This is a genomic window from Arthrobacter sp. YAF16 (assembly GCF_052113385.1).
GTDB lineage: Bacteria > Actinomycetota > Actinomycetes > Actinomycetales > Micrococcaceae > Arthrobacter.
In genome coordinates this window covers 58,069-85,012 of record NZ_JBFRDC010000006.1, presented here as the reverse complement: position 1 = coordinate 85,012, position 26,944 = coordinate 58,069, and the positions used below count along the sequence as shown (strand labels likewise).

Genomic DNA, 26,944 nt, shown 5'->3' with positions numbered 1-26,944 from the left:
GGATGGGCGGAGTAGTCCGACCTCGCGCACTGCAGTCCCTGAAATGAGTTTCACTACACATGTCCTAGTTAGGCTGCCCTAACTAGCAAGGGGTCTGCGGCGCGACAAAGATGAAACTGTTGCGAGAGGAGTCCTGCGATGAGCATTGTGGACAGCTTCGGTTCAAAAGGCAAACTTAATGTAGCCGGTACCGAATACGAAATTTTCCGGTTGAACTCCGTTGAAGGTGCAGAAAACCTTCCGTTCAGCCTCAAGGTATTGCTTGAAAACCTGTTGAGGACCGAGGACGGCGCCAACATCACGGCCGATCACGTCCGAGCACTGGCCGGTTGGGACCCCAACGCCGAGCCCGACACTGAAATCCAGTTCACGCCGGCGCGCGTGATCATGCAGGACTTCACTGGCGTGCCCTGCGTTGTCGACCTCGCCACCATGCGCGAGGCTGTGAAGGAACTCGGCGGCGACCCCAAGCGGGTCAACCCGCTGGCGCCGGCGGAAATGGTCATCGACCACTCCGTCCAGATCGACGCCTTCGGCAACTCCGGCGCACTGGAGCGCAATATGGAGATCGAGTACCAGCGCAACGGTGAGCGGTACCAGTTCCTGCGTTGGGGCCAGACCGCGTTCGACGACTTCAAGGTCGTCCCGCCGGGAACCGGCATCGTGCACCAGGTCAACATCGAATACCTGGCCCGCACCGTCATGACCCGCGAAATCGACGGCGTCGTCCGTGCCTACCCGGACACCTGCGTCGGCACCGACTCGCACACCACCATGGTCAACGGCCTGGGCGTGCTCGGCTGGGGCGTCGGCGGCATCGAGGCCGAGGCTGCCATGCTCGGCCAGCCCGTCTCCATGCTGATTCCCCGCGTCGTCGGCTTCAAGCTGACCGGGTCCATCCCGGCCGGCGCCACCGCCACCGACGTCGTGCTCACCATCACCGAGCAGCTGCGCCAGCACGGCGTGGTCGGCAAGTTCGTGGAGTTCTACGGCGAAGGCGTCGCGGCTGTGCCGCTGGCCAACCGCGCCACCATCGGCAACATGAGCCCCGAGTTCGGCTCCACCGCCGCAATGTTCCCGATCGACGACGTCACGCTCGACTACCTGCGCCTCACCGGCCGCTCGGACGAGAACGTGGCCCTCGTGGAGTCCTACGCGAAGGAACAGGGCCTCTGGCACGATCCCTCCCGCGAGATCAAGTTCTCCGAGTACCTTGAGCTGGACCTGTCGACGGTTGTCCCGTCGATCTCCGGCCCGAAGCGCCCGCAGGACCGCATCATCCTCACCGAGTCCAAGGCACAGTTCCGCGAGGACCTGCGCAACTACGTGAAGGAAGAGCTCGCGGACGGCAGCCTGGACGAAGCGATCGACGAAAGCTTCCCGGCTTCCGACTCGCCGTCGTTCACCGCCTCGGCGACCCACCTCACGGACCAGGCGCCGCACGCGCACGGTCCGAAGTCCAACGGCCGCCCGTCCAAGACCGTGGCCGTCAAGACCGCCGACGGCCGCGAGTTCGAGCTGGACCACGGTGCGGTGTCGATCGCCTCGATCACCTCCTGCACCAACACGTCCAACCCGTCCGTGATGCTGGCCGCCGCCCTGCTGGCCCGCAACGCCGTGGACAAGGGCCTCACCTCGAAGCCCTGGGTCAAGACCTCCGTGGCCCCCGGGTCCAAGGTCGTCACCGACTACTACAACAAGTCGGGCCTGACCCCGTACCTGGAGAAGCTGGGCTTCTACATCGTCGGCTACGGCTGCGCGACCTGCATCGGTAACTCCGGTCCGCTCGACGCCGAAATCTCGGAGGCCATCCAGGCCAACGACCTTTCCGTCACCGCAGTCCTCTCCGGTAACCGCAACTTCGAAGGCCGGATCAACCCGGACGTCAAGATGAACTACCTGGCCTCCCCGCCGCTGGTCATCGCGTACGCCCTGGCCGGCACCATGGACTTCGACTTCGAGAACGACGCGCTGGGCCAGGACGAAGCCGGCAACGACATCTTCCTGAAGGACATCTGGCCGAACCCGGTCGAGGTCCAGCAGGTCATCGACTCCTCGATCGACAAGGGCATGTTCGCCCGTGGCTACGAGGGCGTCTTCGACGGCGACGACCGCTGGAAGGCACTCGACACCCCGGCCGGCGACACCTTCGCCTGGGATGAGAAGTCCACCTACGTCCGGAAGCCCCCGTACTTCGAGGGCATGAAGGCCAAGCCGGAGCCGGTCCAGGACATCACCGGAGCGCGCGTGCTGCTCAAGCTCGGCGACTCGGTCACCACGGACCACATCTCCCCGGCCGGTTCCTTCAAGTCGGACACCCCGGCCGGCCAGTACCTGCTGGCCAACGGCGTGGAGCGCAAGGACTTCAACTCCTACGGCTCACGCCGTGGCAACCACGAAGTCATGATCCGCGGCACCTTCGCCAACATCCGGATCAAGAACCAGCTCCTCGACGGCGTCGAGGGCGGCTTCACGCGCGACTTCACGCAGGCCGACGCCCCGCAGGCCTACGTCTACGACGCCGCGCAGAACTACCAGGCCGCCGGCACCCCGCTGGTCGTCCTGGCCGGCAAGGAATACGGCTCCGGCTCGTCCCGTGACTGGGCCGCCAAGGGCACCGCACTGCTGGGCGTCAAGGCTGTCATCGCCGAGAGCTACGAGCGCATCCACCGCTCGAACCTGATCGGCATGGGCGTCCTGCCGCTGCAGTACCCGGCCGGCCAGAACGCCGCCAGCCTGGGCCTGACCGGCACGGAGACCTTCGCGGTCTCCGGCGTCACCGCGCTCAACGAAGGCACCACGCCGAAGACCCTTACGGTCACCGCGACGGCCGAAGACGGCTCCACCACCTCCTTCGATGCGGTCCTGCGCATCGATACCCCGGGTGAAGCCGACTACTACCGCAACGGCGGCATCCTGCAGTACGTGCTGCGCCAGATCTCCGCTAGCTAGCGGCAGCCAGGCAACACCACCCGAAAGCCCCGGCCCGTCCCTGACGGACCGGGGCTTTCGCGTTCCCGGGACCACCGGCACCCGGCCCGGTTCCGAGGCGTTAGAGTTAAAAGGCATGTCTACTACCCGGAGGAGGGGCCGTTGGGAATTTTGGAGACCATCCGGAGTCCGCAGGACCTGAGCAAGTTGTCCCAGGCGCAGCTGGACCAGCTGGCCGCCGAGGTCAGGGAATTCCTGATCGGCAACGTCTCCCAGACGGGAGGCCACCTCGGGCCGAACCTTGGCGTCGTTGAACTCACCATCGCGGTGCACCGGATCTTCGATTCCCCCCGCGACAGCATCGTCTTCGACACCGGCCACCAGTCCTACGTGCACAAGCTCCTCACTGGGCGCCAGGACTTCAGCACGCTCCGCCAGCAGGGCGGCCTGTCCGGCTACCCGGACCGGGCAGAATCCGAGCACGACATCGTCGAAAGCTCGCACGCGTCCTCCTCGCTGTCCTGGGCCGACGGCATCTCCCGCGCCCGGCAGCTGACCGGCGACGGCGACCGCTACGTGATCGCCGTCGTCGGTGACGGCGCCCTGACCGGCGGCATGGCCTGGGAAGCGATCAACAACATCGCCGCGGACAAGAAGCGCCGCGTCGTGATCGTGGTGAACGACAACGGCCGCTCCTACGCCCCGACCGTCGGCGGCGTCGCCGACTACCTCGCCTCGCTGCGCCCCACCATCGATTCGCTCCGTGCCGCCCCCGCCTACGAGGGCGCCCTGGACTGGTGGAAGAAGCGGCTGCAGAGCGGCGGCCCGGCGGGCCAGTTCACCTACAAGAGCCTGCATGCCATGAAGAAGGGCATCAAGGACTGGTGGGCCCCACAGGGCATGTTCGAGGACCTCGGCATGAAGTACATCGGCCCGGTGGACGGTCACAACCTCCAAGCCATGGAGAACGCGCTGTCCACGGCCAAGAACTATGCCGGCCCCGTGATCGTCCACGCCATGACCGAAAAGGGCCACGGCTACGCCCCGGCCCGCGCGCACGAGGCGGACCAGTTCCACGCCGTCGGCATCATCGACCCGGAAACCGGTGAGCCAACCGAGGCCGGCGGGGCCAAGTCCTGGACGTCCGTCTTCGCCGACGAGATCGCCGACATCGCCGACGAACGCAAGGACATCGTCGGCATCACCGGCGCCATGCTGATCCCGGTCGGGCTGCACAAGTTCGCCGCCCGCCACCCGGAGCGCGTGTTCGACGTCGGCATCGCCGAACAGCACGCCCTCACCTCCGCCGCCGGCATGGCCTTCGGCGGGCTTCACCCCGTGGTGGCCGTCTACGCGACCTTCCTCAACCGCGCCTTCGACCAGCTGCTGATGGATGTCGCCCTGCACAAGGCCGGCGTCACGGTGGTGCTGGACCGGGCCGGCGTCACCGGCCCCGACGGCGCCAGCCACCACGGCATGTGGGACATGGCGATGGTCCAGATCGTCCCCGGCCTGCACCTCGCCGCGCCGCGTGACGCCTCCCGGCTGCGCGAGGAACTGCGCGAGGCCGTGGCCGTCGAAGACGCACCCACCGTCATCCGCTACTCCAAGGGCACCGTCGGCGCGGAAGTCGAAGCCCTCGAACGGCTCAGCGACGGCGTCGACGTGCTGGGCCGCCGCCCGGCCGGATCCAGCGACAACGACGTGCTGATTGTCAGCGTCGGCGCCATGTCCGAACTCGCGCTGGACGTGTCGAACCGGCTCGGCGCCCAGGGCATCAGCTCCACCGTGGTGGACCCGCGCTGGGTCCTTCCCGTGCCCCAGTCGGTCATCGCCCTCGCCTCGCACCACCGCCTCGTGATCTGCATCGAGGACGGCGTCCGGGCCGGCGGCGTCGGCTCCCGGATCCGCCAGGAAATGCGGGCCGCCGGCGTGGACACGGCCCTCAACGAGGTGGGCCTCCCGGTGGAGTTCCTGGACCACGGGAGCCGCAGCCAGGTGCTGGAGCGGGTCGGCCTGACCGCCCAGCAGATCACCCACGACGTCGTCGCGCAGGTCCTCGGGACCAAGGTGCCGTTCGCTCGGCCGCTGCCCGGCCAGGCGCACCCCAGCACCGGCAGCCTGCCGATCCTGTGAGGAATCCGGCGTCGGACCAGCCTTACCAAGCCGTCAAGGCACAGCAATCACCCTTCGACGGCACTGACCGCGGACGGTTTACGAAGGGACAGCCATGAGCGGCATTATCCGGGTCTACAAGCGCGACGAAGAGGGAGTCCTGCACTTCAGGGAAGCCTGGATTGACGAGGAGTACCACGAGTTCGTGATGAACCACGGCGTCGTCGGGCACCAGAGCAAGACCGAGGAGACGGCGGCTGCCGACGCCGCCGCGGGCGAGGGGCTCATGGAGGCCTTCGCGGCGCAGTGCGCTGAGGACGGCTACGCGGAGATCCCGGAGGAGGAGCAGTTCTGGGTGGTGGCGCAGTACGCGCTCAAGACCAAGGACGGCACCAGCCGCGACCGCTACCTCGAGGAAAAAGCCAAGGACGCCCTGATCAGCCACCTCGCCTGGCGCGGCCTCGGCGTCGTGGACCGGTCCGAGTTCTCCGACGCCAAGCTCAACATCTTCTGCCTCACCCCGGACGTCAACAAGACCGTCAACGCTATCAAGGTCTGCATCCGGGGCGAAGACCTGGACTTCACCAAGCTGAGCATCGGCGCCGCCCCGTTCGGCAGCACTGACTTCAAGCTCAAGCACTCGGCCAAACCGGCCAACAGCTTCGCGCTCTAGGCACCACGCCTGGATATCCACCGGTAAGGAGCCGGCCACGGCTCACATCAGTTTGGGGGCAAGCGATTGGAAGGAAACGCAATGACGCGGAAATCCCCTCGACCAGGCAGCACTCCACTTCCCGCCGGGCTGGCGGCGCCGGCCCGCAGGTCCCTGGCCCATGCGGGGGTGGAAACCCTCGAGCACCTGGTGCTGCTGGGCCGGCGCCGGCTGGCAGGGATGCCGGGAGTCTGCCCGCGCACCCTTGCGCAACTACAGGACGCCATGGACGAGCAAGGGCTGGAGCTTCCCGCGGGGTAGCAGCGTCCGGGAGCCTGCCCGGGAGCCCGCCGCGGCCGTTATAGGCTGATTCCCATGACTGAATACCGCCGCGTAGGAAATTCCGGACTAACCGTCTCCGTCGTGGGACTTGGCTGCAACAACCTGGGCCGGGCCAACACCGCCACCGAGTCGCAGGAGGGGACCGACGCCGTCGTGCATGCGGCCCTGGACGCCGGCATCACGTTCTTCGACGTCGCCGACGCCTACGGCCGGGAGCCCGGGCTCAGCGAAACCATGCTGGGCAAGGCCCTCGGTTCGCGCCGCGCCGACGCCGTGATCGGCACCAAGTTCGGCATGGACATGCGCGGGACCAACGGCAACGACTTCGACGCCCGCGGCTCCCGGCGCTACATCATCAAGGCAGCCGAGGCCTCGCTGCGCCGGCTCGGAACGGACTGGATCGACCTCTACCAGTTCCACACGCCGGACCCGCTGACACCCATCGACGAGACCCTCGCCGCCCTGGACGAGCTCGTGGCCAGCGGCAAGGTCCGCTACATCGGCCACTCCAACCGGGCCGGCTGGCAGATCGCGGAGGCCGAATTCGTGGCCCGCGCCCGCGGCGGAGCCCGCTTCATCTCCAGCCAGAACCACTACAACCTGCTGGACCGCCGCGCCGAGCTGGAGGTCACCCCGGCCGCCGAGGCCTACGGCCTGGGCGTGCTCCCGTACTTCCCGCTGGCCAACGGCCTGCTGACCGGCAAGTACTCGCAAGGTAAGGCGCCGGAGGGGTCGCGCCTGAGCCACACCCGCACCAACCTCGTCCACGACGCCGACTGGAAACAGCTGGGTGCCTTCTCCGCCTTCGCCGCCGAGCGGGGGCTCAACGAGATCCAGGTCGCGTTCTCCTGGCTCGCCGCCCAACCCTCCGTCAGCAGCGTGATCGCCGGTGCGACCCGGCCCGAACAGGTCCGGCAGAACGCCGCCGCGGTCGCCTGGGTCCCGGACGCCGCCGAGCTGGCAGAACTCGATGAGATCTTCCCGCGCACGCCGAAGGTCGCACTCTTCTGAGCCCGGAAATACCCGGCGCCCTGGACGCCGACCACCTGGTCCTGATGGACGTCGATACCGGGATCGACGACGCCCTCGCCATCGTGTACCTGCTGTCCCGGCCCGAGGTCCGGCTGCAGGCCATCACCTGCACCGCCGGCAACGTCGGGGCGCGCCAGGTGGCGCTGAACAGCCTGTCCCTGCTGGAGCTGTGCGGGCGGGAAGGGATCGAAGTCGCCGTCGGCGCCGAGGTCCCGCTGGAAATCCCGCTGGTCACCACCGAAGAGACCCACGGGCCGCAGGGGATCGGCTACGCCGAGCTGCCTGCCCCCGCCCAGGCCATTTCGCCGCGGCACGCCGTGGACGTTTGGGTGGAGGAGGCCAGAGCGCATCCGGGGGAGATCACCGGCCTGATCACCGGACCGCTGACCAATTTCGCCCTGGCCCTGCGCCGCGAACCGGAACTGCCGCGGCTGCTCAAAGGCCTGGTGATCATGGGCGGCAGCTTCTACTACCAGGGCAACACGACGCCGACGGCGGAATGGAACACCGCGGTGGACCCGCACGCCGCCAAGGAGGTCTACGCGGCCTACCGCGGGATGCCCGAGGACAAGCTGCCGGTCGTCTGCGCGCTGGAGACCACGGAGCGGATCGAGATGCTGCCGGAGCACCTACGCCGGCTCGGCGAGGCCGCGGGGGCTGCCGAACCCGAGCTGGTGCTCCCGGAGCAGCCCGAAGGACTGCGCAGCGGCTCCAGCAGCCCGCTGGTGGCGTGCCTGTCGGACGCGATCCGCTTCTACATGGAGTTCCACCGGCTCTATGACCAGGGCTACGTCGCCCACATGCACGACGCGTTCGCCGCCTGCGCCGCCGTCGGACGCACGCCCTTCAGCACGCGGCTGGCGACGGTCGACGTCGAGACGGAGTCCCCGCTGCTGGCCGGCACAACGGTGGCCGACTTCCGCGGCCTGTGGGGGCTGCCGCCGAACGCCAGGATCGTCAGCGGCAACGACCCCGGCCAGTGCTTCGACGAGCTGATTGCCTCCGTGGGCGCGCTGGCACGCTCCCTGGGCGCACCGTAGCCGCGGGCGCCGGCCGGGCCCGCGGCGCCGGTGTTCCCGGGAGGGCCGGCCGATCGCTAAGATGGTAGCTGCGCCGAGGTGACATGAGGCGGTTGTTGCAAACCCCAGCCGAAGGACTTTTCCCATGTCACCGCAGCCCCTGACCCTCCCCGACGCAGGCTCCCGCACCGGAGCCGGCACGGCACCCGGCCGCCGCCGGCTGCTCGAAATCGCAGGCGCCGCTGCCATCGCCGCCACCTACGTCTTCCTCGTCCTCACCCAGCCGGTCGAGATCGCCAACGGACCGGCAAGCTTCTCCGCCCTGGTTGCCCTCGGCGGCTTCCTGCTCGGCGCGGTGCTGCTGCTCGTCGCCGTGCTGCCCGTCCTGCCCACCTCCACCCTGGTCCTGATGCCGGTGGCGATTGTGCTGAACGTGGTCCTCGGCCAGCTGATGGGCAGCACCGGACTGCCGTTCTACCTGGACGCGATCGGCACGGTCCTGATCGCCGTCCTCGCCGGGCCGGCCGCCGGTGCCGCCACCGGAGTGCTCGGCAGCATTGTCTGGTCCTTCTTCAACCCCACCGTGCTGCCCTTCGCCGCCGGCGCGGCCCTGATCGGGTTCCTCGCCGGGCTGGCCGCCCGCGGGGGACTGTTCCGCCGCTTCTATCTCGCGCCCGTGGCCGGCTTCCTTACCGGCATCCTGGCCGGCGTCGTCTCCGCCCCGATCGCAGCCTTTGTCTACGGCGGAACCGCGGGCCTGGGCACCGGCGCCATCGTCAGCGCGTTCCGTGCCATGGGCGACACACTGCTGGCAGCGATCACCAAGCAGGCACTCATCTCCGACCCGATGGACAAGGCAATTGTCTTCACGATCGCCGCGCTGCTGGCCTACGCCCTGCCGCGGCGCACGACGTTCCAGTTCGCCTTCGTCCGCCGCTTCCGGGTACTCGCGGGTAAGGTCCCGGCGGATCCCGCAGCCTAGGCCATGCGCCTGCACCCGCTCACAGCCCTGACCGCGGCGTGCTGTGCCGCGGTCATTACGACGGCGGCCGGCAGCTGGCCGCTGTCCGTCGCCGTGGCCGTGGCCGCCGTGCTGCTTGCCGCACGCGCGGGCGTCGCAGTGCGGGTGCTGCTGGCTGCCGGGGTCATCCTCGCACCGTTGTTCCTGTCCCTGCTGGTGCTGCACGGCTTGTTCTTCCCGGAGGGGCACACCGTGCTGGCGCAGTGGGGGCCGGCCCGGGTCACCGCCGAAGGACTCAGCTTCGCCCTGGAGCTGGCCTCGCGGACAGCCGCGTGCGTCCTGCTGCTGCTGTTGTTTTCCTTCACCGTCAGCGTCCCGGATCTGCTGACCGCCCTCGCCGCGCGGCGCATCCCTCCGCAGTTCAGCTTCGTGCTCGCGTCCACGCTCACGCTGGTCCCTGCGATGGCCGAAAGGGTGGAGAAGATCCGTCAGGCCCAGGAAGCGCGCGGGCTGGTGGTCGGGCGCGGGCTGCTGTCCCGGCTGGCGGCGGCCAGGCTGCAGGCGGTGCCGCTGGTCTTGGGCCTGGTGGAGGATGCCGGGCTCCGGGCACAGGCCCTGGACGCGCGGGGTTTCGGCACCACCGGACCACGGACAAGCTACCGGCAACTGCAGGACCCTCCTGCGCAACGCATCGTCCGGGCCGCAGCGCTCCTGCTGGCCGCCGCCGCCGTGGTCCTGCGGCTCATCACGGCATGGCCCGCGGCGGTGCACTCGTGAACGGGGACGGACGCGCCCAGCCCGGGCAGCCCGCCACCGGGGCGCTGCCCGCGGCCGCTGCCCGGATCAGGAGCTTCAGCTTCCACGGGGATGCGGGCGATGCGCTGCGGGATGTGCAGCTCTCCGTCCTGCCGGGAACCCTGACCGCCGTGCTGGGTGGTTCCGGCAGTGGCAAGACCACCCTCGGCAAGCTCCTCGCCGGCTGGCTTCGGGGCGGCCATTCCGGTGTCCTGCGCGGCAGTCTGGCGCTGGGCGCGGACCGCCTCGAATTCCACGGCGGCAGCGGCGACCCCCGGATCAACCCCGCTGCCTGGTCCGGCCGGGTGGGATACGTGCCGCAGGACGCCGCCGCCATGCTGTCCTCGGTGCGCTCTACGGTGGCGGATGAACTGGCCTTCGGCCTGGAAAATCGGGGTGTGCCCCGCCCCGAGATGATCCGGCAGGTGGCCCGAATCGCCGAACAAACCGGCCTGTCCGGGCTGCTGGAGCGGGACCCGGCAGAGCTCTCCGGCGGCGAGCTGCGCCGGCTGGCAGTCGCGTGCGCGGTCATCGCCGACCCGCAAGTGCTGGTGCTGGACGAACCACTCGGGTCCCTCGACGCCGACGGTGCCAGCCGGCTCCGCACCCTGGTGAACCGGCTGCTCGAAGCCGGCACCGCTGTGGTGCTCCTGAGCCAGACGGCTGACGCACTCGCCCGCAGCGCCGGGCACTGGATCGTCCTGAACGGCGGCACGGTAACGGCGGAAGGCCGGCCGGCCGAGCTGGGGAACGGGGCCGCGCTCCGCGACGCAGGCGTCGTGGCGGAGGGCCTGGACGCCGGGATGCCGAAAAACCTGACCTGGGCCGCCGCGTCGACCCCGGTCCTTGAACTGCGAGGCATCGGCTTCGGCTACGGGCCAGGCAAGACGCGCGCGGGGGGATCCGCGAGGGGACCGGCAGGGAACGTGCCCCGCGCGGCCCTGCTGCGCGACCTGGACCTGACCGTGCGACCGGGGGAGCTTGTCGCTATCACCGGCCCCAACGGCACCGGCAAGTCCACGCTGCTGCGCCACTTCAACGGCCTGCTGCGGCCGCAGGCCGGCGAGGTACGCGTCGAAGGTCGAGGCATCGACCGGATCCCGACGGGCCGCATCGCCGCCTCGGTCGGGATGTTGTTCCAGCAGCCGCGCGACCAGCTTTTCGAACGGACGGCGCTGCGGGAGGTCGGCTTCGGGCTGCGCCGGCTTGCCGGTGCGGAGGCGGCCGGCCGGGCGCAGGAGGCACTGGCCGCCGTCGGGCTCTCCGGCGCCGCGCAGACCCACCCGGCCGAGCTGCCGTCTTCCAGCCAGCGGTTGCTTGCCCTGGCCACGGTCCTGGCCCGCAGGCCGGCCGTCATCGCGCTGGATGAGCCCACCGTGGGACTGGATCGGCAGGGGCTCGAACGGCTGCAGCACACGATCGCCGCCGCAGCGGCGCGGGGCGCCGGCGTCGTCCTGGTCACGCACGACCTCGCTTACGCCCGGGCCAGCGCCCACCGTGTCCTCGCGCTCGACGGCGGCAGCCTGCGGGACATCTGACGGGCGCCGGTTACGAACCAACTGGCGCCCGGCGCTGTATATTTCTTGGAGTTTTCCCGTGCCGGAGCACGCCGTCGATTCACCAGGAGGAACCGTTGAAGAACCCCATCGCCCGCCAGATTGGAACGGTTTTCGTCCCGGTCAGCGACATTGCCAAGGCTCGGGACTGGTACTGCGGCCTGCTCGGTGTCCCGGCCGACGGCGAAATCCTCTTCGGCCATCTTTACGTGCTGCCGATGAACGGTGCGGGCCTGGTCCTGGACAGCAAGATCTACTCCTCCGAGGCGGTCTTCAGCGTGCCCGCGTTCCACCTCAACACGGCAGACATCCAGGCCGCGCACCTGCACGTGCAGGATACCGGGGCCGAGCTCGCGGAGATCCGGGACGGGCAGTGGTTCAACTTCAAGGACCCGGACGGCAATGTGCTGATGATCTGCGAGTGCTAGGAGCGGCCGCCGCGCCCGGGCCGAACGCACGAAGGCGCCGCCGCCCGCGCCGTGATGGCCGGGGCAGCGGCGCCTTCGTCTTTGGTTGCTAGGCTGCCGGTTCGGAGGCCACGCCGGGTGCCAGGAACTTCTTGCCGGTGACCCGCTCGGAGGCGCCCACCCGGTCCAGATACGGAGTGATGCCGCCCAGGAACATTGGCCAGCCCGCGCCGAGGATCATGCAGAGGTCGATGTCCTCAGGTCCGGCCACCACGCCTTCGGCCAGCATCAGGCCGATCTCCTCCGCGAGGGCGTCCTGCGTGCGGCGCAGCACTTCCTCTGCCGTCGAGGGCGAATCGCCGAAGGTCATCAGGGCCAGGGTCTCGGCCGGGATGACCGGACTGCCGGCCTTCACCGAGGCCGGGTCCCAGATGGACCTGACTCCGTGGTCGATCAGCGCCTGCAGGTTCCGGGACACGGTGAAGCGGTCCCCGAAGGCGTCGTGCAGGGATTCCTGCACGTGCTGGGCGACCGGCAGCCCCACCATGGCGCCGAGCGTGAACGGCGTCATGGGCAGGCCCATCGGGCGCAGTGCGTTGTCCGCGACCTCGGCGGGGGTTCCCTCATCGAAGGCCGCGGTCACTTCGCCCATCAGCCGCAACAGGAGCCGGTTGACCACGAAGGCGGCCGCATCCTTGACCAGCACCGCGGACTTCTTCAGTCCCTTGGCCAGTTCGAACGCGGTGGCCAGCACGGCGTCGTCGGTCTTCGGGGCGCGGACGATCTCCAGCAGCGGCATTACAGCCACCGGGTTGAAGAAGTGGAAGCCCACCAGGCGCTCGGGGTACTGCAGGTCCTCGGCCATGGCCGTGACGGACAGCGAGGAGGTGTTGGTGGCCAGGATGCACTCCGGCGAGACGATCGCCTCGACCTCCTTGAACACCTGCTTCTTGACGCTGAGTTCCTCGAACACTGCCTCGATGACGAAGTCGGCGTCGGCGAATGCCTCCTTGGAGACCGAGCCGCTGACCAGGGCCTTGGTCCGGTTGGCCGCGTCCGCGCTGATCCGCTTCTTCGCCAGCAGTTTGTCCACCTCGGCGTGCACGTAGTCCACGCCCTTGTCCACGCGCGCCTGGTCGATGTCCGTCATGACCACGGGCACCTTGAGCTGGCGGGCGAACAGCAGTGCGAGCTGGCTGGCCATCAGGCCTGCGCCGACGACGCCGATCTTCGTGACCGGGCAGGCGAGCTTGCGGTCCGGGGCACCCGCAGGGCGCTTGGAACGGCGCTGCACGAGGTCCAGGAAGGCGTACACCGTGGAGCGGAACTCGTCGGTCTGCATGAGGTCCGCGAGGGTCTGGCACTCCAGCTCCGCCGATTCGGCCTGCGTCAGGGTGCGGTTGGCCTCCAGCACGTCCAGCACCTTGGCCGGGGCCGGGGAGGCGTTGGAGGTCTTGGCCTCCACGAACGCGCGGCCCGCCGCGACGGCGCCGGCCCAGCGTTCGGCAACGTCCGGCGCGGAGGGGTCGACGGCGTTGGCGCGTTCCGGTACGACTGCGCCGGCGATCACCTGCGAGGCCCAGGCGACGGACTGTTCGACGAAGTCGGCCGGCTCGAAGATGGCGTCCGCCACGCCGAGGTCGTAGGCCTGCGGACCCGTCAGGGTGCGGTTGTTGCTCAGCGGGTTCTCGATCATCACCTTGACGGCGTTCTCGGGGCCGATCAGCCGCGGCAGGATGTAGACCCCGCCCCATCCCGGGATCAGCCCGATGAACGCCTCCGGCAGGGCCAGCGCGCCGGCTCCGGTGGAGACGGTGCGGTAGGTGGACTGCAGGGCGATCTCCAGCCCGCCGCCCAGGGCCAGGCCGTTGATGAACGCGAAGCTCGGGACGCCGAGGTTCGCCAGGGTGGCGTAGACGTCGTGGCCGAGCTGGGCCATCCAGAGGCCCTGTTCACGGCCGCTGACCGACTTGACCGTGGACAGGTCCGCGCCGGCGACCAGGAAGTACGGCTTGCCGGTCACGCCGACGCCGACGATCTCACCGCGCGCGGCACGGTCCCGCAGCCCCTCGAGCACCGTGCCGAGCTCGATCAGGGTGTTCGGGCCCAGCGTGGTGGGCTTCGAATGGTCCAGGCCGTTGTCCAGCGTGACCAGGGCGAAGGTGCCGGGGCTCGTGCCGTTGACGGCGGGAAGCTGAATGTCCTGGACGTAGGAATGCGTTACCGTCTCGTTCGGAAACAGCTCGGCAAGCTTGTGGAAATCTGCGGCGCTCATGCTGCGGCTCCAGTCTTGGTCGTGTAGTCGGTGCCGTAGTCGGCGTGGTGCGGGTTCTCCCAGATGACGGTGGCACCCATGCCCAGGCCAATGCACATGGTGGTCATGCCGAAGCGGACCCCGGGATCTTCCTCGAACTGGCGGGCCAGCTGGTTCATCAGCCGGACGCCGGACGAAGCGAGCGGGTGCCCGACGGCGATCGCGCCGCCGTAGCGGTTCACCCGGGGGTCGTCGTCGGCGATGCCGAAGTGGTCCAGGAAGCTGAGGACCTGGACGGCGAAGGCCTCGTTGATTTCGAACAGGCCGATGTCGTCGATGCCGAGCCCGGCGTTCTTCAACGCCTTTTCAGTGGCCGGGACCGGCCCGATGCCCATGACTTCCGGTTCGACGCCGGCGAAGGCGTAGCTGACCAGGCGCATCTTGACCGGCAGCCCAAGCTCCTCGGCGGCGTCGGCGGAGGCCAGCAGCGCCGCGGTGGCGCCGTCGTTGAGGCCGGCGGCGTTGCCGGCGGTGACGCGGCCGTGCGCGCGGAACGGGGTGCGCAGCGCGGCGAGGTCTTCCACCGAGGTGCCCGGGCGAGGCGGTTCGTCGACGGTGTTGACGGTCCAGCCCTGGCCGGGCTTCATCGTGGCCACGGGGACCAGGTCCGGCTGGATCTGTTCCTTGGCGTAGGCCGCGGCCAGCTTGTCCTGGGAGGCCACGGCGTAGGCGTCCGTGCGTTCCTTGGTGATGGCGGGGAAGCGGTCGTGCAGGTTCTCCGCGGTGTTGCCCATGTTCAGGGCGGCGGGGTCGACGATCCGTTCGGACATAAAGCGCGGGTTGGGGTCCGCGCCGGCACCCATCGGGTGGTTGCCCATGTGCTCCACGCCGCCGGCAATGACGACGTCGTAAGCGCCGAAGCCGATGCCGCTGGCGGTCGTCGTCACGGCGGTCATGGCGCCCGCGCACATCCGGTCGATCGCGAAGCCGGGAACGGTCCGCGGCAACCCGGCCAGCAGGGCGGCGGTGCGGCCGATGGTCAGTCCCTGGTCACCGGTCTGCGTTGTGGCGGCGATGGCGACCTCGTCGATGCGCTCGGCCGGCAGTGCCGGGTTGCGGCGCATGAGTTCGCGGATGCACTTGACCACGAGGTCATCGGCGCGGGTTCCGGCGTAGATGCCCTTCTCGCCGGCGCGGCCGAACGGGGTGCGGACGCCGTCAACAAAAACGACCTCGCGGATGGTCCTGCTTTGTCCGATTGTCGGCTTTGCGCTGCTGGCTTGGCTCACGTATTACTCCTCATTGAGACATGGGTGCCGGATTTCCGCCCCCGGGCGGTGGGCTCGGGAAGCAGGAGTGATCCTGGCGGCATCCCTAGCTATGTTACTCATGAGTAACATAGCTGGCAAGGAGTGACGGGCGGCCCGTCAGGAAACGGCGTTGGGCGCTGCTTCGGCAGGGGAGGCCACGGAGGCCGCGGCAGGCTTGGCTTCCTTGGGCGGCAGCGGCTGCGGGTTCAGGAAAGCCTCGGCGATCAGCGGAGCAGTGAGCTGGATCTGCCACTGGCGGGCGCCGAGGTTCTGGAGCTCCTCGGCAATGCCTTCCTCGCTGATCTCCGCGGGAGGACGCCATGCCACGCGGCGGAGGTAGTCCGGGGTGAGCAGGTTTTCGACCGGCAGGTTCAGCTCCTCGGCCCGGGCCTGCAGCTTGGGCCGGGCGGTGGCGAGCCGTGCCGCGGCCTCCGGATCCCGGTCGGCCCAGACGCGCGGCGGCGGGGGAGCGTTGGTGGGCAGGTGCAGCGGCGGGAGTTCCTCAAGGCTGCGGGCCGTGCTGATGCAGCGCAGCCAGCGCGGAGCCTCGCGTTGCGCGGCCCTGCCGTGGAAGCCCTTGGTGCCGAGCAGTTGCGGCACGGTGCTGGGCATGGCCTTGGCGGCGGCAACGAGGGAGGAATCGGGGATAAGCCGGCCCGGGGCGACGTCGCGCTTCTGCGCCAGCGAGTCGCGCTCCAGCCAGAGTTCGCGCACGGCGGCGAGCTGGCGGCGGTCGCGGATCTGGTGCAGCCCGGAGGTCTTGCGCCACGGGTCGACGCGCGGCGGGGCCTGGCCGGCTTCGAGGATCGAGGCGAATTCCTGCTCGGCGTACTCCAGTTTGCCGTCGGCGGTGAGGAGTTCGATCAGCTCCTCGCGGAGCTCGGTGAGGACCTCGACGTCGAGCGCGGCGTAGCGCAGCCACGGCTCCGGCAGCGGCCGGGTGGACCAGTCGGCCGCCGAGTGTTCCTTGGCCAGGCCGAAGCCCAGCAGCTGTTCGATGACGGCGGCGAGGCCAACCCTCGGCAGTCCGGCCAGCCGTGCGGCGAGTTCGGTGTCAAAGAGTTTGTCCGGCCACATGCCGAGTTCGGACAGGCACGGGAGGTCCTGGCTGGCCGCGTGCAGGATCCACTCGACGCCGCGCAGGGCCTCATTGATGATGCGCAGGTCACCAAAGGGCTCCGGGTCGATCAGCCAGGTGCCCGCGCCCTCGCGGCGGATCTGGACGAGGAAGGCGCGCTGGCCGTACCGGAATCCGGAGGCGCGTTCGGCGTCCACTCCCGCCGGGCCGTGGCCGGCGGCCAGGGCTGCGGCACAGCGTTCCAGTCCTGCTTGGGTCTCGATAACGAGCGGGACGCCGTCGCGGGGAGCGTCGAGGTCGATGACCTCGGGGACCAGGCTGTCGAAGCCTTCCACCGTGATGTGGGCCGGCGCGCCAGCCGCCTCTGCGGTGCTGGAGGCTGTGGTGGCGGCCGTGCTTGGGGCTGTGCCCGCGGTGGTGATTTCCGGATTATGAGGGGTCATGATGACTCCAGTTTACCGACATCGCCGTCGTTGCAGGCCGAGGCCGCGGCCGCCGGGGTCCGGTCATGGCTGCCGTGGGCGTCGGCGCGGCAGTGCGGAGACGCCGTCGGGCAGCGGCGGCAGGCCCGCAAAGGTGCAGACCATGTCCGACCACGCTTCCAGGTGGGCGGTGATGTCCCGGCCGGCCGGTGTCCAGGAAGCGCGGAGTTCAATGTCGATGGTGCCGGGCCGGCCAGCGAGCGTGCCGAAGCTTTCCGAGAGCACCCGGGTGGCGGTGCCCCCGGCCGATCGGTACGCCGCTTGGTGGTTTTCCAGCGCCTCCACGAGCCAGGTCCACGCGACGGAGCCGAGCATCTCGTCGTTGCCCATGTCCGGCTCAAGCTGGGCGCGGATGTAGGTGACGATCCGGAATTCGCCGTCCCAGACCGCGGAGCCGTCCGGGTCATGCAGGAGGATAAAACGGCCGGTGGCGAGTTCGACGTCGTCGCTGCCGGACGCCGGGGCCAGCGCGGCGGCCGCCGGGCCGTGGACCGCACCTGCTGCGGCGTCGCCGGGGACGACGACTTCCGCGCCGAGTGCCACCGCGTAGGGAGCGAGCCGGCCGGGGGCCGGGATCTCATCGAGGCGCAACTCGCTGCGGCACCGTGCTTTTCGAAGCGTCCCCAGGGCGAAGAGGAAATCCGCCGGAACCTGGTCGAGTGGGTTCACAGTGAAAGATTATGCACGGTGCCCGTCCCGGCCCGGCAGGCTCGCCGCCCGGCCGGGACCGGCTTGCACCTAGCCGGCCGCGAGCTCGCGCTTGATCGCGGCGATAAAGGAATCAACGTCTGCCTCGGTGGTGTCGAAGGAGCACATCCAGCGGACCTCGCGGGCCGCCTCGTTCCAGTCATAGAACCGGAAGGACTTCCGCAGCCGGTCCGCCACGCCGGCGGGCAGGACGGCGAAGACGCCGTTGGACTCGGTCTTCTGGCTCAGTTCGACGCCGGGGATCGACTCGACGCCGGCGCGCAGCCGGGCCGCCATCGCGTTGGCGTGCGAGGCCGAGCGCAGCCACAGGTCGCCCTCGAGCAGGGCGATGAACTGCGCGGACATGAACCGCATCTTGGAGGCCAGCTGCATGTTCATTTTACGCAGGTAGACCAGGCCGTGGGCGGCGTCGGGGTTGAGCGCCACCACCACCTCGCCGAACAGCAGCCCGTTCTTGGTGCCGCCGAAGGAGAGGATGTCCACGCCCGCGTCGCGGGTGAAGGCGCGCAGCGGCACCCCGAGGTGGGCGGCGGCGTTGGCCAGCCGGGCGCCGTCCATGTGCAGCTTCATGCCCTTGGAGTGGACATGCTCAGCGATGGCGCGGACCTCCTCGGGGGTGTAGCAGGTGCCCAGCTCGGTGGTCTGCGTGATCGAGACCGCCAGCGGCTGCGCGCGGTGCTCGTCGCCCCAGCCCCAGGCCTCCTGGTCGATCAGGGCGGGGGTGAGCTTGCCGTCCGGCGTCGGGACCTGCAGGAGCTTGATGCCGCCGATCCGTTCCGGCGCGCCGTTCTCGTCCATGTTGATGTGGGCCGTGGAGGCGCAAATGACGGCGCCCCAGCGCGGCAGCAGGGACTGGAGCGAGAGGACGTTCGCGCCGGTGCCGTTGAAGACCGGGAAGCACTCGATGCCCGAACCAAAGTGCCGCTCCATCAGCTGCTGCAGGCGGGCCGTGTAATCGTCCTCGCCGTAGGACACCTGGTGGCCTTCGTTGGCGGCGGCCAGGGCGGCGAGCACCTCGGGGTGCACACCGGAGTAGTTGTCCGAGGCGAAGCCCCGGACGGAGGGATCATGGAGCCGCAGCGCGGTGCTGGCCGGGGCAGTGTCAATGGTGTTGGTTTCGACCGTGCTGGTCATCTCGTTGCTCACGCTTTCAGTGTAGGGGTGCCGGCTTACTGGCTAAGCGGCAGGCGCCGGCCGTTCAGTTCCGCGGCGGGGGTCCGGAAGAGCCCGACGGCGGCCGCTGCCAGCTCCTCGACGTCGGTGAAGCCCGGGAACTTGCGTTCCGGGGAGGCTGCGCGCATGGCCGCGTCGACGAGGGCCTTCACCACGAAGACGACGGCGGCGCTGTGCTGCTCCACCGGTTCGGCTGCGGTTCCGGAGGCCGCGGAGCTCCCGGACTTCCCGGACTGGGCGCGCCGGAAGCCGTCGGCCACCGCGAGGGTCCAGGCCTCGGCGGCGGCTTTGGCCGCCGCGTAGCTGGCGCCGGCCGCTGTCGGGCTGGCCACCGCGGTGGACGAGACGATCGCCAGGCGCCCGGCATCCGAGGCGGCTAGGTCGTCGTAGAAGGTCCGGCTGACGTTGCGGAGCGTGGTGACGGCGTTGCGTTCCAGGAAGGCCCAGTCCTCGTCGCTCTGGTCGGTGATGCCCTTGGCGCCGCGCCAGCCGCCCACCAGGTGGATCACGCCGTCGACGCGTCCGGCCCGCTCCGTCAGCGACGCGTGGAGATCCCGGACCGCCGCCGGATCGGCCAGGTCGCAGGCCAGCGGCACCACGCCGTCGCCGGCTTCCGCGGCGGCGGCCTCGATCCGGGCGGGATCGGAACCAACGGTGAACACCGTGTGCCCGGCACCCCGGAGGGCGCGGGCCACGGCGATCCCGGACGGGCTGCTGCCGCCGGCTACCAGGACGTTGAGGGCGCGTCCGTCGCTCATCCGGCGTTCATGGCCTGGCTGGTGGAGCCGGCGGCAGCGTTGGTGTCAGCGTTGGCGTCCGTCGACCCCGTGATGCCGGCGGTTGATTCGATCACGTTCCGCATCTTCTTCTCCAGCGCCTCGTAGAACATGGAGAGCGGGAACTCGTCGTCGAGCACCTGGTCGGTCAGGCCGCGCGGCGGCCCGTCCAGCGGCAGGGCGTCCGGTCCCTTGGCCCAGACCGAGGCCGGGTTGGGCGTGACGGTGCCGGAGATCAGCTCATAGGCGGCCAGCCAGTGGGCCATCTTGGGGCGGTCGATCGAGCGCCAGTACAGTTCCTCGATCCGGGCGCCGAGTTCCACTACGACGTCGGCCGCTTCGTCCCAGTCGATGCTGAGCTTGCTGTCGGTCCAGTGCAGCACGTGGTGCTGGTGCATCCAGGCGAAGAGCAGCTGGCCGCCTAGGCCGTCATAGTTGCGGACCCGGCTGCCCGTGATGGCGAAGCGGAAAATGCGGTCGAAGATGACGGCGTACTGGACCAGCTTGGCGTGACGGCGGGCTTCCGGATCCGCCTCCTCGTCCTTTTCGATCTTCACGGACTCGCGGAAGGCGGTGAGGTCGCAGCGGAGTTCCTCAAGTGAGTACAGGAAGAACGGCATGCGCTGCTTGATCATGAACGGGTCGAACGGCAGGTCACCGCGCATGTGGGTGCGGTCGTGGATGAGGTCCCACATGACAAAGGTTTCCTGGGTCAGCTGCTGGTCTTCGAGCAGTCCCGCGGCGTCCTCCGGGAGCTGCAGCGAGGTGATCTCGGCGGCGGCGCGCAGCACGCGGCGGAAGCGGGCGGCCTCGCGGTCGGCGAAGATGGCGCCCCAGGTGAAGGTGGGGGTCTCACGGACGGCCACGGTCTCGGGGAACAGTACTGCCGAGTTGGTGTCGTAGCCGGGGGTGAAGTCGAGGAAGCGGATCGGCACGAAGAGTTTGTTGGAGTACTCGCCCGCTTCCAGGCCGGCAATGAACTCGGGCCAGATGACCTCGATCAGCACGGCCTCGACCAGGCGGTTGCTGCTGCCGTTCTGGGTGTACATCGGGAAGACCACGAGGTGCTGCAGGCCGTTGACCCGGTGCTGCTGAGGCTGGAAGGCCTGCAGCGAGTCGAGGAAGTCGGGTACGCCGAAGCCGCCGTCGGCCCAGCGCTTGAAGTCTACGGCCAGCAGTTCCAGGTACCGCGCGTCGTGCGGGAAGGCCGGGGCCAGGGCGGAGACGGCGTCCGTGATGGCGGCGACGTGTCCAGCCGCCGCCTGATGGTCGGCGGCATCGGGCACGGAGCCGTCCTGGCTCTGGAGGGCCTGCAGGGCGGTGGCGGCAGCCTTGAGCCGCTGCCATTCCGGGGAGCCGGCAGTGATCGGGGCAGGGGCGGTGAGGGCGGTCATGGTCATCGTCAGTCGCCTTTCTGGTTGCTGGGAACGTCTACGGCGAGCGTAGCAAGCAAACAGAAGCTCTAACTCAAAAATGGGCTGAGCATAAGGAACTCTGAGGCATGGTAGCTGCGCCCAGCGTTCCAGCTCCAGTGGGACCGGGGCTGGCTCAGGCGTCCGTGCCGGAGGCGGCGGACTCGGCCGCGGGGACGAGCTTCAGGGAGACCGAGTTGATGCAGTAGCGCTGGTCCGTGGGCGTGCCGTAGCCCTCGCCCTCGAACACGTGGCCCAGGTGCGAATCGCAGGCGGCGCACCGCACCTCGATCCGCTCCATCCCCAGGGTCCGGTCGTGGATGTAGCGCACCGTGCCATCCGCAAGCGGGGCCCAGAAGGACGGCCAGCCGCAGTGCGAATCGAACTTTTCCCGGCTGGTGAAGAGTTCGGTGCCGCACGCCCGGCACTGGTACACGCCCGCGGTGTGGGTGTCCCAGTACTCTCCGGTGTAGGGCCGTTCCGTTCCGGCCTGGCGGAGGACCTGGTATTCCTCAGGGCTCAGTTCCTCGCGCCACTGCTGGTCGGACTTTTCCACCGGCGCCTGGCCGGCCCGCACCTGTTCCGCCGGCGCGCCGGCGGAACCGGCGTCGTCATGGGCGGGGGAGGACGCGGGGGAGGTGACGGGCGCGACTTTGGGCTTGTTGCTGAAGATGCTCATGACCTCAATAACGCTCAGGAGTCCCCGATAAATCCCGATCCGGCGTACAAATGCAGCACCGGCAGGCCGAGCTTGTCCTGCGCCTCGTTGGCCCAGTCGGTGTGGAAGGTGTCCGCGACGGCGTGCGGCCTGGTGATCACCACGGCCTGCCCGGCGTTCAGCTCCTTGACCTTGGCGACCAGGGCGTCAACGGCCCGGCCCTCGACGACTTCGCCGGTCACGCCTCCGCCGATTCCGCCCAGCGCGGCGAGCGACGCGGCGAGCGTTTCGGCCGCCGCCGTCCGTTCCACGGCCGGATCGGGATGCTTGGCAGTCAACTCCCGGAACGCCTTGGCGACCTCCAGCATGGAGAGGTTCTCCAGGAAGTCCACCAGCAGGTGGCGCTCCGTGTTCGCCGGGACCAGGACGACCAGCGGCGAATCACCGTCCGCCACGAGGGTTTCGATGTTGACGCGGTCGTCCGCGCCGAGGGGCTCTTCTGTCAGGATGACGATTGGGTCGCTCATGCCCCCAGCCTAGCCGTATTGCGCCGGGGCCGGCCCCCGCACCGGCGGCGGTACTGGTGCGCCGGATGCCGGGGTTGGCCCGGAGTTCGGTAAGAATGGTGCCATGGCATCCACCCCGCGCCTCGCCCCGCCAACGCCCCGGACCCTGATTGCCCGATCCAGTTCCCGCGCTCTGCCCGCGGGAAGCCCGGACACCGGCGTGCTGGACACCGGGCTGAAGGGGAACGCCAGGTGGGCGGTGGGCGGCATCATCGGCGGAAGCGCCGCAGCCGGACTGCTCGCCGCCGGGTCCTCGGCGCTGGCCCTCTACTTCGCCCGGCGTGTCATCACCCCGGTCCGGGTTCGCGAGGAGGACCAGGAGGTGCTGGCCGTAATCCGAGAGGGCCGAGGCCTGCAGGTCATCCTCAAGGCGACCCCCGATTCCACCGTGGAGGGCGTCTACGGTTTCTTTTTCGACGGTGGCAGCGGCCATGCCCGCCTCGGCCGGATCCTGTCCTACTCGCCCGCGGAGCAGACCGTGCTGCGCGAAGTCGAGGCGGTCTATAGCGGGGACCTGACCGCGGCGCGGCGCGGCTACTGGAGCGGTGCCGTGCACCCCGACCCCGCGGCGATCGGACTGCCGTTCGAAGAGGTGCAGATTGAGGTCGACGGCGGGACGGCACCGGCGTGGCAGGTCAGGGCCGCCCCGGCGGCCGGGACGCCGACGTCGGACACCTGGGCGATCATGGTGCACGGGCGCGGCGCCTCGCGGCAGGAGGGCCTGCGCGCCGTCCGGGTGGCCCGCGAGCTGGGCCTCTCCAGCCTGCTGATCTCCTACCGCAATGACGGCCTGGCCCCGTCGGCCGCGGATGGCCGTTACGGCCTGGGCTCCACCGAGTGGCGGGACGTCGAAGCCGCGATCGGATATGCGCTGGAGCAGGGGGCGCACGAGGTGGTGCTCTTCGGCTGGTCCATGGGCGGCGCGATTTGCCTGCAGACCGCGGATTTGTCCCGGTACCACCACCTGATCCGGGCCATGGTGCTGGACGCCCCGGTGATTAACTGGGTGAATGTCCTGGCGCACCATGCCGAGCTGAACCGGATCCCCTCCGCCGTCGGACGCTACGGGCAGTTAATGATGAGCCACCCGCTGGGCCGCCGCCTGACCGGCCTGGCCGCCCCCGTGGACCTCAAGGCGATGGACTGGGTCTCCCGTGCCGTGGAGCTACGGACACCGACGCTGATCCTGCACTCCGTCGACGACGAATACGTTCCCTACGGCCCGTCCGCGGACCTGGCGGAGAAGAATCCGGAGATGGTGACCTTCGAAGCGTTCAGCACGGCACGGCACACGAAGGAATGGAACGTCGACCCGGAGCGCTGGGAGTCGCTGGTCACGGCCTGGCTCCGGCAGCAGCTCGCGCCCCGGCCGTCACCCGCGGGCTAAGGCTCCCACCGCCGGAGCCGTTAGCGGTGGTTGGAGGTGCCGATCCGGGCCGTGCTGGCGCCCGTCAGCCGGATCAGTTCGGCCGGGCTGAGCTCCAGGTCCAGGCCGCGGCGGCCGCCCGAGACCAGGATGGTTTCCAGCTCCAACGCGCTCTCGTCGACCACGGTGGGGGAGGGCTGGCGCTGTCCCAGCGGGGAGATGCCGCCGAGGACGTAGCCGGTGCGGCGCTCCGCCGTAGCCGGGTCCGCCATCGCGGCCTTCTTGCCGCCCAGGGCCGCCGCCATCGCCTTCAGGTCCAGGTTGCCGCTGACCGGCACGACGCCGACGGCGAGGCGCCCGTCGACGTCGACCATCAGGGTTTTGAACACCCGGGCGGGGTCGATCCCCAGTACCTCGGCGGCCTCCAGGCCGTAGCTGGCCGCGGCGGGGTCATGGCTGTAGGGGTGCGCAACGAAGGAAACCCCGGCCGCCGCGAGTGCCGCGGTGGCAGGGGTTCCCTGGGATGCCTGTTTTCGGGCCACGGGACCGGCTCAGCCCTGCTGCGGCAGGGCGGCGACTTTGCGCTTGATCCGGCCGAGCATCGCCGTCATACCGCGCATCCGCAGGGGAGTGATGGCGCGCGTGAGGCCGAGGAGTTCGGGCATGTCGTCCGGGACGGCCAGGATCTCCGCCGGGCTAAGCCCGTCGAGGCCCTCGTGCAGCACGCCGGCGAAACCGCGCGTCGTGGGGGCCTCCGGCGGAGCCTTGAAGAACAAGCGCACGCGCTCCGGTGCGCCGCCGGACTGGCGGTCGACGCCGGGTTCCGTCTCGATCGTCAGGAACAGCGGCGACTGGCATTCCACCACCTGCTCCATCAGCTCCGGGTGGTCCTGGAGGCGCGCCGGAGGATCCGGCAGCTCCCGGGAAAACTCGAGCAGCAGCTGGAGCCGCTCGGCTTCTTCGAGGGCTTGGAAGTCGTCAACAATTTCCGCGAGGGCGGCAGGCAGGGCAGAAGTATTCATCAGTCCCAGCTTACGCACGGGCGGCGATTGTGTCCCGGTCGGATCCGGTGACTGCCCCTAGAATCCGGCCGGAACGGTGCCACGGTCGGTGCCCTTGACGATCGGGACACGCACGGCGTTTCCCCACTCGGTCCAGGACCCGTCGTAGTTGCGGACGGTATCAAAGCCCAGGAGGTACTTCAGCGCGAACCAGGTGTGGCTGGAACGCTCACCGATCCGGCAGTAGGCAACGACGTCGTTCCCTTCCTTGAGCCCGGCCTCGCCCAGGTAGAGGGCCTCGAGTTCGGGGCGGCTGCGGTAGGTGCCGTCTTCCGCTGCGGCGCGGGCCCAGGGGATGGACGCGGCGGTGGGGATGTGGCCGCCGCGCAGGGCACCTTCTTCCGGGTAAGCCGGCATGTGGGTGCGCTGGCCGGTGTACTCCTCGGCCGAGCGGACGTCGATCAGCGGCTTGCCGAAGTGCGCCAGCACGTCCTCCTTGAAGGCGCGGATCGGGGCGTCGTTGCGCTCGACCACGGGGTAGTCGCCCGTCGCAGGCACTGTCCGGTCCGTGGTGATCGGGCGTCCCTCGGCGATCCACTTGTCGCGGCCGCCGTCGAGCAGCCGGACATCCTCGTGGCCGAAGAGGGTGAAGACCCACAGCGCGTAGGCGGCCCACCAGTTGGACTTGTCGCCGTAGATCACCACGGTGCTGTCCCGGGAGATTCCCTTCGCGGCGGCCAGGGCGGCAAACGCTTTACCGTCCACGTAGTCGCGGGTGACCTCGTCGTTCAGGTCGGTGTGCCAGTCGATCTTGACCGCGCCGGGGATGTGGCCGGTTTCGTACAGCAGCACGTCCTCGTCCGACTCGACGACCACCAGTTTGCCGCCGTCGAGCGCACCGCCTTCAAGTGCCGCCGCGAGCCACTCGGTGGAAACCAGGCGTTCGGGGTGGGCGTAGGCGCTGAATTTCTCGTTCTGCTCAACCGGGTAGGGCATGAAGTGGGCCTTTCACTGGGGCTTTTGGGAGGCCGGGCCAGGGGTGGTGCACGGCGCCGGGTCTGCCTCCACACTAACCACGCCCCGGCGGGATTGCTTCCCGGGCCTACATACGCGGAAATATGGCCTTGGTCACGTCCGTTCCCGCGCCCGGAAGGGAACCCGGCCTTTGCCGGTATTCTTTCTGGGGACACGAGACCAGCAGAACGGACCACCTTGGTACAGATCGAACAGCTCGCCGCCAGAACCCCGGCGGTTTCCGTCGATGAACTCCTCAACGGGTTTTATCCGTCGCCGCGCTTCGGCGGGGTGTCCTTCGCCAGCTACCGGCCGGATCCGGCCCAGCCCAGCCAGGCGCACGCGGTGCATGCCCTGCAAAGCTTTGCCGCCGGTGTCGGTTCCCGGGACGGCGACGGCCTGTTCAAGCGGCTCTTCGGCAAGAAGGACACCTCGCGGGCGGGCATCTACCTCGACGGCGGCTTCGGCGTCGGCAAGACCCACCTGCTGGCCTCGCTCTGGCACGCGGCCCCGGGCCCCAAGGCCTTCGGCACCTTTGTGGAGTACACCAACCTGGTGGGGGCGCTGTCGTTCCGCAAGACCGTGGAGGCGCTCAGCCACTACAAGCTGGTCTGCATCGATGAGTTCGAGCTTGATGATCCGGGTGACACGGTGCTGATGTCCCGGCTGATGCGCGAGCTCGCCGACGCCGGGGTCAAGCTTGCCGCGACGTCAAATACCCTGCCCGGCTCCCTCGGTGACGGCCGCTTCGCCGCCGTCGACTTCCAGCGCGAGATCCAAGTCCTGGCGGACCAGTTCGACGTCGTCCGGATCGACGGCGAGGACTACCGCCACCGCGGCCTGCCGAAGGCGCCAGCGCCGCTGCGCAACGACGAGCTTACGCACCATATGCAGGCGGAGTTCGACGGCCAGACGGTGGCCAAGGATGAATTCAGCACCCTGATCAACCACTTGGCGGGGGTGCACCCGAGCCGCTACCGGCAGCTGATCGACGGGATCGACGGCGTGGTGTGGCGCAACGTCGAGACCATCACCGAACAGGCCGTGGCGCTGCGCTTCGTTGTCCTGGCGGACCGGCTGTACGACAAGGACGTGCCGATCCTGGCCAGCGGCGTGCCGTTCGACCAGCTCTTCACCGAGGAAATGATGACCGGCGGGTACATGAAGAAGTACTTCCGTGCCGTGTCCCGGCTCACCGCCCTCGCCCGTGAGGGCCAGAACCACGAGCCGTCCTAGCCCCGGCCGCGGTAGGAACCCAACTAACTCGCAGTAGTTGTCGTTTTGWGGGCTCAAAACGACAACTACTGCGAGCCAGTTGGGGCTGACCCCGCGTCGG

General features: G+C 69.2%; 24 protein-coding genes. 12 read left to right on the top strand and 12 right to left on the bottom strand.

What is annotated here, in order from left to right:
• Positions 1-138 precede the first annotated feature (138 nt).
• From AB4Y91_RS12690 to AB4Y91_RS12645, 10 genes are all read left to right on the top strand, one after another.
• On the top strand, positions 139-2,952 hold the full coding sequence (locus AB4Y91_RS12690) for an aconitate hydratase (protein WP_441418822.1): 2,814 nt from the start codon (positions 139-141) through the stop codon (positions 2,950-2,952).
• A 141-nt stretch (positions 2,953-3,093) separates the two neighbouring features.
• A complete protein-coding gene (gene dxs, locus AB4Y91_RS12685) occupies positions 3,094-5,067 on the top strand; it encodes a 1-deoxy-D-xylulose-5-phosphate synthase (RefSeq protein ID WP_441418821.1) in 1,974 nt (657 codons plus the stop codon).
• 94 nt (positions 5,068-5,161) lie between these two features.
• Complete coding sequence (locus AB4Y91_RS12680) at positions 5,162-5,719, top strand: hypothetical protein (RefSeq protein WP_441418820.1); 558 nt, start codon at positions 5,162-5,164, stop codon at positions 5,717-5,719.
• Positions 5,720-5,800: 81 nt separating this feature from the next.
• Positions 5,801-6,019: a hypothetical protein gene (locus AB4Y91_RS12675; protein ID WP_441418819.1), complete on the top strand. Its 219-nt coding sequence runs from the start codon at positions 5,801-5,803 to the stop codon at positions 6,017-6,019.
• A 54-nt stretch (positions 6,020-6,073) separates the two neighbouring features.
• The gene (locus tag AB4Y91_RS12670) at positions 6,074-7,051 is read left to right on the top strand and encodes an aldo/keto reductase (RefSeq protein WP_441418818.1); all 978 of its coding nucleotides are present in this window, start codon (positions 6,074-6,076) and stop codon (positions 7,049-7,051) included.
• Positions 7,052-7,095: 44 nt separating this feature from the next.
• Positions 7,096-8,112, top strand: a complete 1,017-nt coding sequence (locus tag AB4Y91_RS12665; RefSeq protein ID WP_441418817.1) for a nucleoside hydrolase — start codon at positions 7,096-7,098, stop codon at positions 8,110-8,112.
• A 124-nt stretch (positions 8,113-8,236) separates the two neighbouring features.
• The gene (locus tag AB4Y91_RS12660; protein ID WP_441418816.1) at positions 8,237-9,073 is read left to right on the top strand and encodes an ECF transporter S component; all 837 of its coding nucleotides are present in this window, start codon (positions 8,237-8,239) and stop codon (positions 9,071-9,073) included.
• 3 nt (positions 9,074-9,076) lie between these two features.
• Complete coding sequence (locus AB4Y91_RS12655; RefSeq protein ID WP_441418815.1) at positions 9,077-9,829, top strand: energy-coupling factor transporter transmembrane component T; 753 nt, start codon at positions 9,077-9,079, stop codon at positions 9,827-9,829.
• On the top strand, positions 9,805-11,385 hold the full coding sequence (locus AB4Y91_RS12650) for an ABC transporter ATP-binding protein (RefSeq protein ID WP_441418814.1): 1,581 nt from the start codon (positions 9,805-9,807) through the stop codon (positions 11,383-11,385). The genes AB4Y91_RS12655 and AB4Y91_RS12650 overlap by 25 nt, the downstream gene beginning before the upstream one ends.
• Before the next feature lie 95 nt (positions 11,386-11,480).
• Positions 11,481-11,831 (top strand): VOC family protein, encoded by a 351-nt coding sequence (locus tag AB4Y91_RS12645; protein ID WP_441418813.1) that lies wholly within the window; start codon positions 11,481-11,483, stop codon positions 11,829-11,831.
• 88 nt (positions 11,832-11,919) lie between these two features.
• On the opposite strand, the gene AB4Y91_RS12640 is transcribed toward AB4Y91_RS12645, so the two are convergent.
• The 9 genes from AB4Y91_RS12640 to AB4Y91_RS12600 all read right to left on the bottom strand — a co-directional run bounded on the left by AB4Y91_RS12640 (position 11,920) and on the right by AB4Y91_RS12600 (position 22,188).
• The gene (locus tag AB4Y91_RS12640) at positions 11,920-14,085 is read right to left on the bottom strand and encodes a 3-hydroxyacyl-CoA dehydrogenase NAD-binding domain-containing protein (protein WP_441418812.1); all 2,166 of its coding nucleotides are present in this window, start codon (positions 14,083-14,085) and stop codon (positions 11,920-11,922) included.
• Complete coding sequence (locus AB4Y91_RS12635; protein ID WP_441418811.1) at positions 14,082-15,353, bottom strand: thiolase family protein; 1,272 nt, start codon at positions 15,351-15,353, stop codon at positions 14,082-14,084. The genes AB4Y91_RS12640 and AB4Y91_RS12635 overlap by 4 nt, the downstream gene beginning before the upstream one ends.
• A gap of 138 nt (positions 15,354-15,491) precedes the next feature.
• Positions 15,492-16,895, bottom strand: coding sequence for an HRDC domain-containing protein (locus tag AB4Y91_RS12630; protein WP_441418810.1), 1,404 nt, complete (start codon positions 16,893-16,895; stop codon positions 15,492-15,494).
• Between the two features lie 63 nt (positions 16,896-16,958).
• A complete protein-coding gene (locus AB4Y91_RS12625) occupies positions 16,959-17,603 on the bottom strand; it encodes a DUF3000 domain-containing protein (protein ID WP_441418809.1) in 645 nt (214 codons plus the stop codon).
• Positions 17,604-17,672: 69 nt separating this feature from the next.
• On the bottom strand, positions 17,673-18,776 hold the full coding sequence (locus tag AB4Y91_RS12620; RefSeq protein WP_441418932.1) for a threonine aldolase family protein: 1,104 nt from the start codon (positions 18,774-18,776) through the stop codon (positions 17,673-17,675).
• Between the two features lie 35 nt (positions 18,777-18,811).
• The gene (locus tag AB4Y91_RS12615) at positions 18,812-19,573 is read right to left on the bottom strand and encodes an SDR family oxidoreductase (protein ID WP_441418808.1); all 762 of its coding nucleotides are present in this window, start codon (positions 19,571-19,573) and stop codon (positions 18,812-18,814) included.
• The gene (locus AB4Y91_RS12610) at positions 19,570-20,991 is read right to left on the bottom strand and encodes a DUF6421 family protein (protein ID WP_441418807.1); all 1,422 of its coding nucleotides are present in this window, start codon (positions 20,989-20,991) and stop codon (positions 19,570-19,572) included. The genes AB4Y91_RS12615 and AB4Y91_RS12610 overlap by 4 nt, the downstream gene beginning before the upstream one ends.
• A 148-nt stretch (positions 20,992-21,139) precedes the next feature.
• Positions 21,140-21,682: a peptide-methionine (R)-S-oxide reductase MsrB gene (gene msrB / locus AB4Y91_RS12605; protein ID WP_441418806.1), complete on the bottom strand. Its 543-nt coding sequence runs from the start codon at positions 21,680-21,682 to the stop codon at positions 21,140-21,142.
• Between the two features lie 14 nt (positions 21,683-21,696).
• Positions 21,697-22,188 carry a hypothetical protein gene (locus tag AB4Y91_RS12600; RefSeq protein WP_441418805.1) on the bottom strand — a complete coding sequence of 164 codons (492 nt, stop codon included), beginning with the start codon at positions 22,186-22,188 and terminating at the stop codon, positions 21,697-21,699.
• A gap of 103 nt (positions 22,189-22,291) precedes the next feature.
• On the opposite strand from AB4Y91_RS12600, the gene AB4Y91_RS12595 reads away from it, so the two are divergent.
• A complete protein-coding gene (locus AB4Y91_RS12595; RefSeq protein ID WP_441418804.1) occupies positions 22,292-23,614 on the top strand; it encodes an alpha/beta hydrolase family protein in 1,323 nt (440 codons plus the stop codon).
• A 20-nt stretch (positions 23,615-23,634) separates the two neighbouring features.
• Here the strand turns inward: AB4Y91_RS12595 and ybaK are convergent, their stop codons facing one another.
• Genes ybaK through AB4Y91_RS12580 form a run of 3 tightly spaced genes read right to left on the bottom strand, consistent with a single transcriptional unit; the run spans position 23,635 to position 25,590 of the window.
• Positions 23,635-24,135 carry a Cys-tRNA(Pro) deacylase gene (gene ybaK / locus AB4Y91_RS12590; protein ID WP_441418803.1) on the bottom strand — a complete coding sequence of 167 codons (501 nt, stop codon included), beginning with the start codon at positions 24,133-24,135 and terminating at the stop codon, positions 23,635-23,637.
• A 9-nt stretch (positions 24,136-24,144) separates the two neighbouring features.
• A complete protein-coding gene (locus AB4Y91_RS12585; protein WP_441418802.1) occupies positions 24,145-24,615 on the bottom strand; it encodes a SufE family protein in 471 nt (156 codons plus the stop codon).
• Between the two features lie 57 nt (positions 24,616-24,672).
• Positions 24,673-25,590, bottom strand: coding sequence for a sulfurtransferase (locus AB4Y91_RS12580; protein ID WP_441418801.1), 918 nt, complete (start codon positions 25,588-25,590; stop codon positions 24,673-24,675).
• Positions 25,591-25,806: 216 nt separating this feature from the next.
• Here AB4Y91_RS12580 and zapE point away from each other — a divergent pair, with 216 nt between their 5' ends.
• A complete protein-coding gene (zapE, locus tag AB4Y91_RS12575) occupies positions 25,807-26,844 on the top strand; it encodes a cell division protein ZapE (RefSeq protein WP_441418800.1) in 1,038 nt (345 codons plus the stop codon).
• Positions 26,845-26,944 lie beyond the last annotated feature (100 nt).

Coding starts and splice junctions, on each gene's coding strand:
- AB4Y91_RS12640 (WP_441418812.1), bottom strand. CDS start 14,085: ATGAGCGCCGCAGATTTCCACAAGCTTGCCGAGCTGTTTCCGAACGAG.
- AB4Y91_RS12595 (WP_441418804.1), top strand. CDS start 22,292: ATGGCATCCACCCCGCGCCTCGCCCCGCCAACGCCCCGGACCCTGATT.
- AB4Y91_RS12580 (WP_441418801.1), bottom strand. CDS start 25,590: ATGCCCTACCCGGTTGAGCAGAACGAGAAATTCAGCGCCTACGCCCAC.
- AB4Y91_RS12600 (WP_441418805.1), bottom strand. CDS start 22,188: ATGAGCGACCCAATCGTCATCCTGACAGAAGAGCCCCTCGGCGCGGAC.
- AB4Y91_RS12690 (WP_441418822.1), top strand. CDS start 139: ATGAGCATTGTGGACAGCTTCGGTTCAAAAGGCAAACTTAATGTAGCC.
- AB4Y91_RS12585 (WP_441418802.1), bottom strand. CDS start 24,615: ATGAATACTTCTGCCCTGCCTGCCGCCCTCGCGGAAATTGTTGACGAC.
- AB4Y91_RS12615 (WP_441418808.1), bottom strand. CDS start 19,573: ATGAGCGACGGACGCGCCCTCAACGTCCTGGTAGCCGGCGGCAGCAGC.
- AB4Y91_RS12675 (WP_441418819.1), top strand. CDS start 5,801: ATGACGCGGAAATCCCCTCGACCAGGCAGCACTCCACTTCCCGCCGGG.
- AB4Y91_RS12650 (WP_441418814.1), top strand. CDS start 9,805: ATGGCCCGCGGCGGTGCACTCGTGAACGGGGACGGACGCGCCCAGCCC.
- AB4Y91_RS12665 (WP_441418817.1), top strand. CDS start 7,096: ATGGACGTCGATACCGGGATCGACGACGCCCTCGCCATCGTGTACCTG.
- AB4Y91_RS12680 (WP_441418820.1), top strand. CDS start 5,162: ATGAGCGGCATTATCCGGGTCTACAAGCGCGACGAAGAGGGAGTCCTG.
- AB4Y91_RS12670 (WP_441418818.1), top strand. CDS start 6,074: ATGACTGAATACCGCCGCGTAGGAAATTCCGGACTAACCGTCTCCGTC.
- AB4Y91_RS12660 (WP_441418816.1), top strand. CDS start 8,237: ATGTCACCGCAGCCCCTGACCCTCCCCGACGCAGGCTCCCGCACCGGA.
- AB4Y91_RS12655 (WP_441418815.1), top strand. CDS start 9,077: ATGCGCCTGCACCCGCTCACAGCCCTGACCGCGGCGTGCTGTGCCGCG.
- AB4Y91_RS12620 (WP_441418932.1), bottom strand. CDS start 18,776: ATGACCAGCACGGTCGAAACCAACACCATTGACACTGCCCCGGCCAGC.
- AB4Y91_RS12630 (WP_441418810.1), bottom strand. CDS start 16,895: ATGACCCCTCATAATCCGGAAATCACCACCGCGGGCACAGCCCCAAGC.
- msrB (WP_441418806.1), bottom strand. CDS start 21,682: ATGAGCATCTTCAGCAACAAGCCCAAAGTCGCGCCCGTCACCTCCCCC.
- AB4Y91_RS12610 (WP_441418807.1), bottom strand. CDS start 20,991: ATGACCATGACCGCCCTCACCGCCCCTGCCCCGATCACTGCCGGCTCC.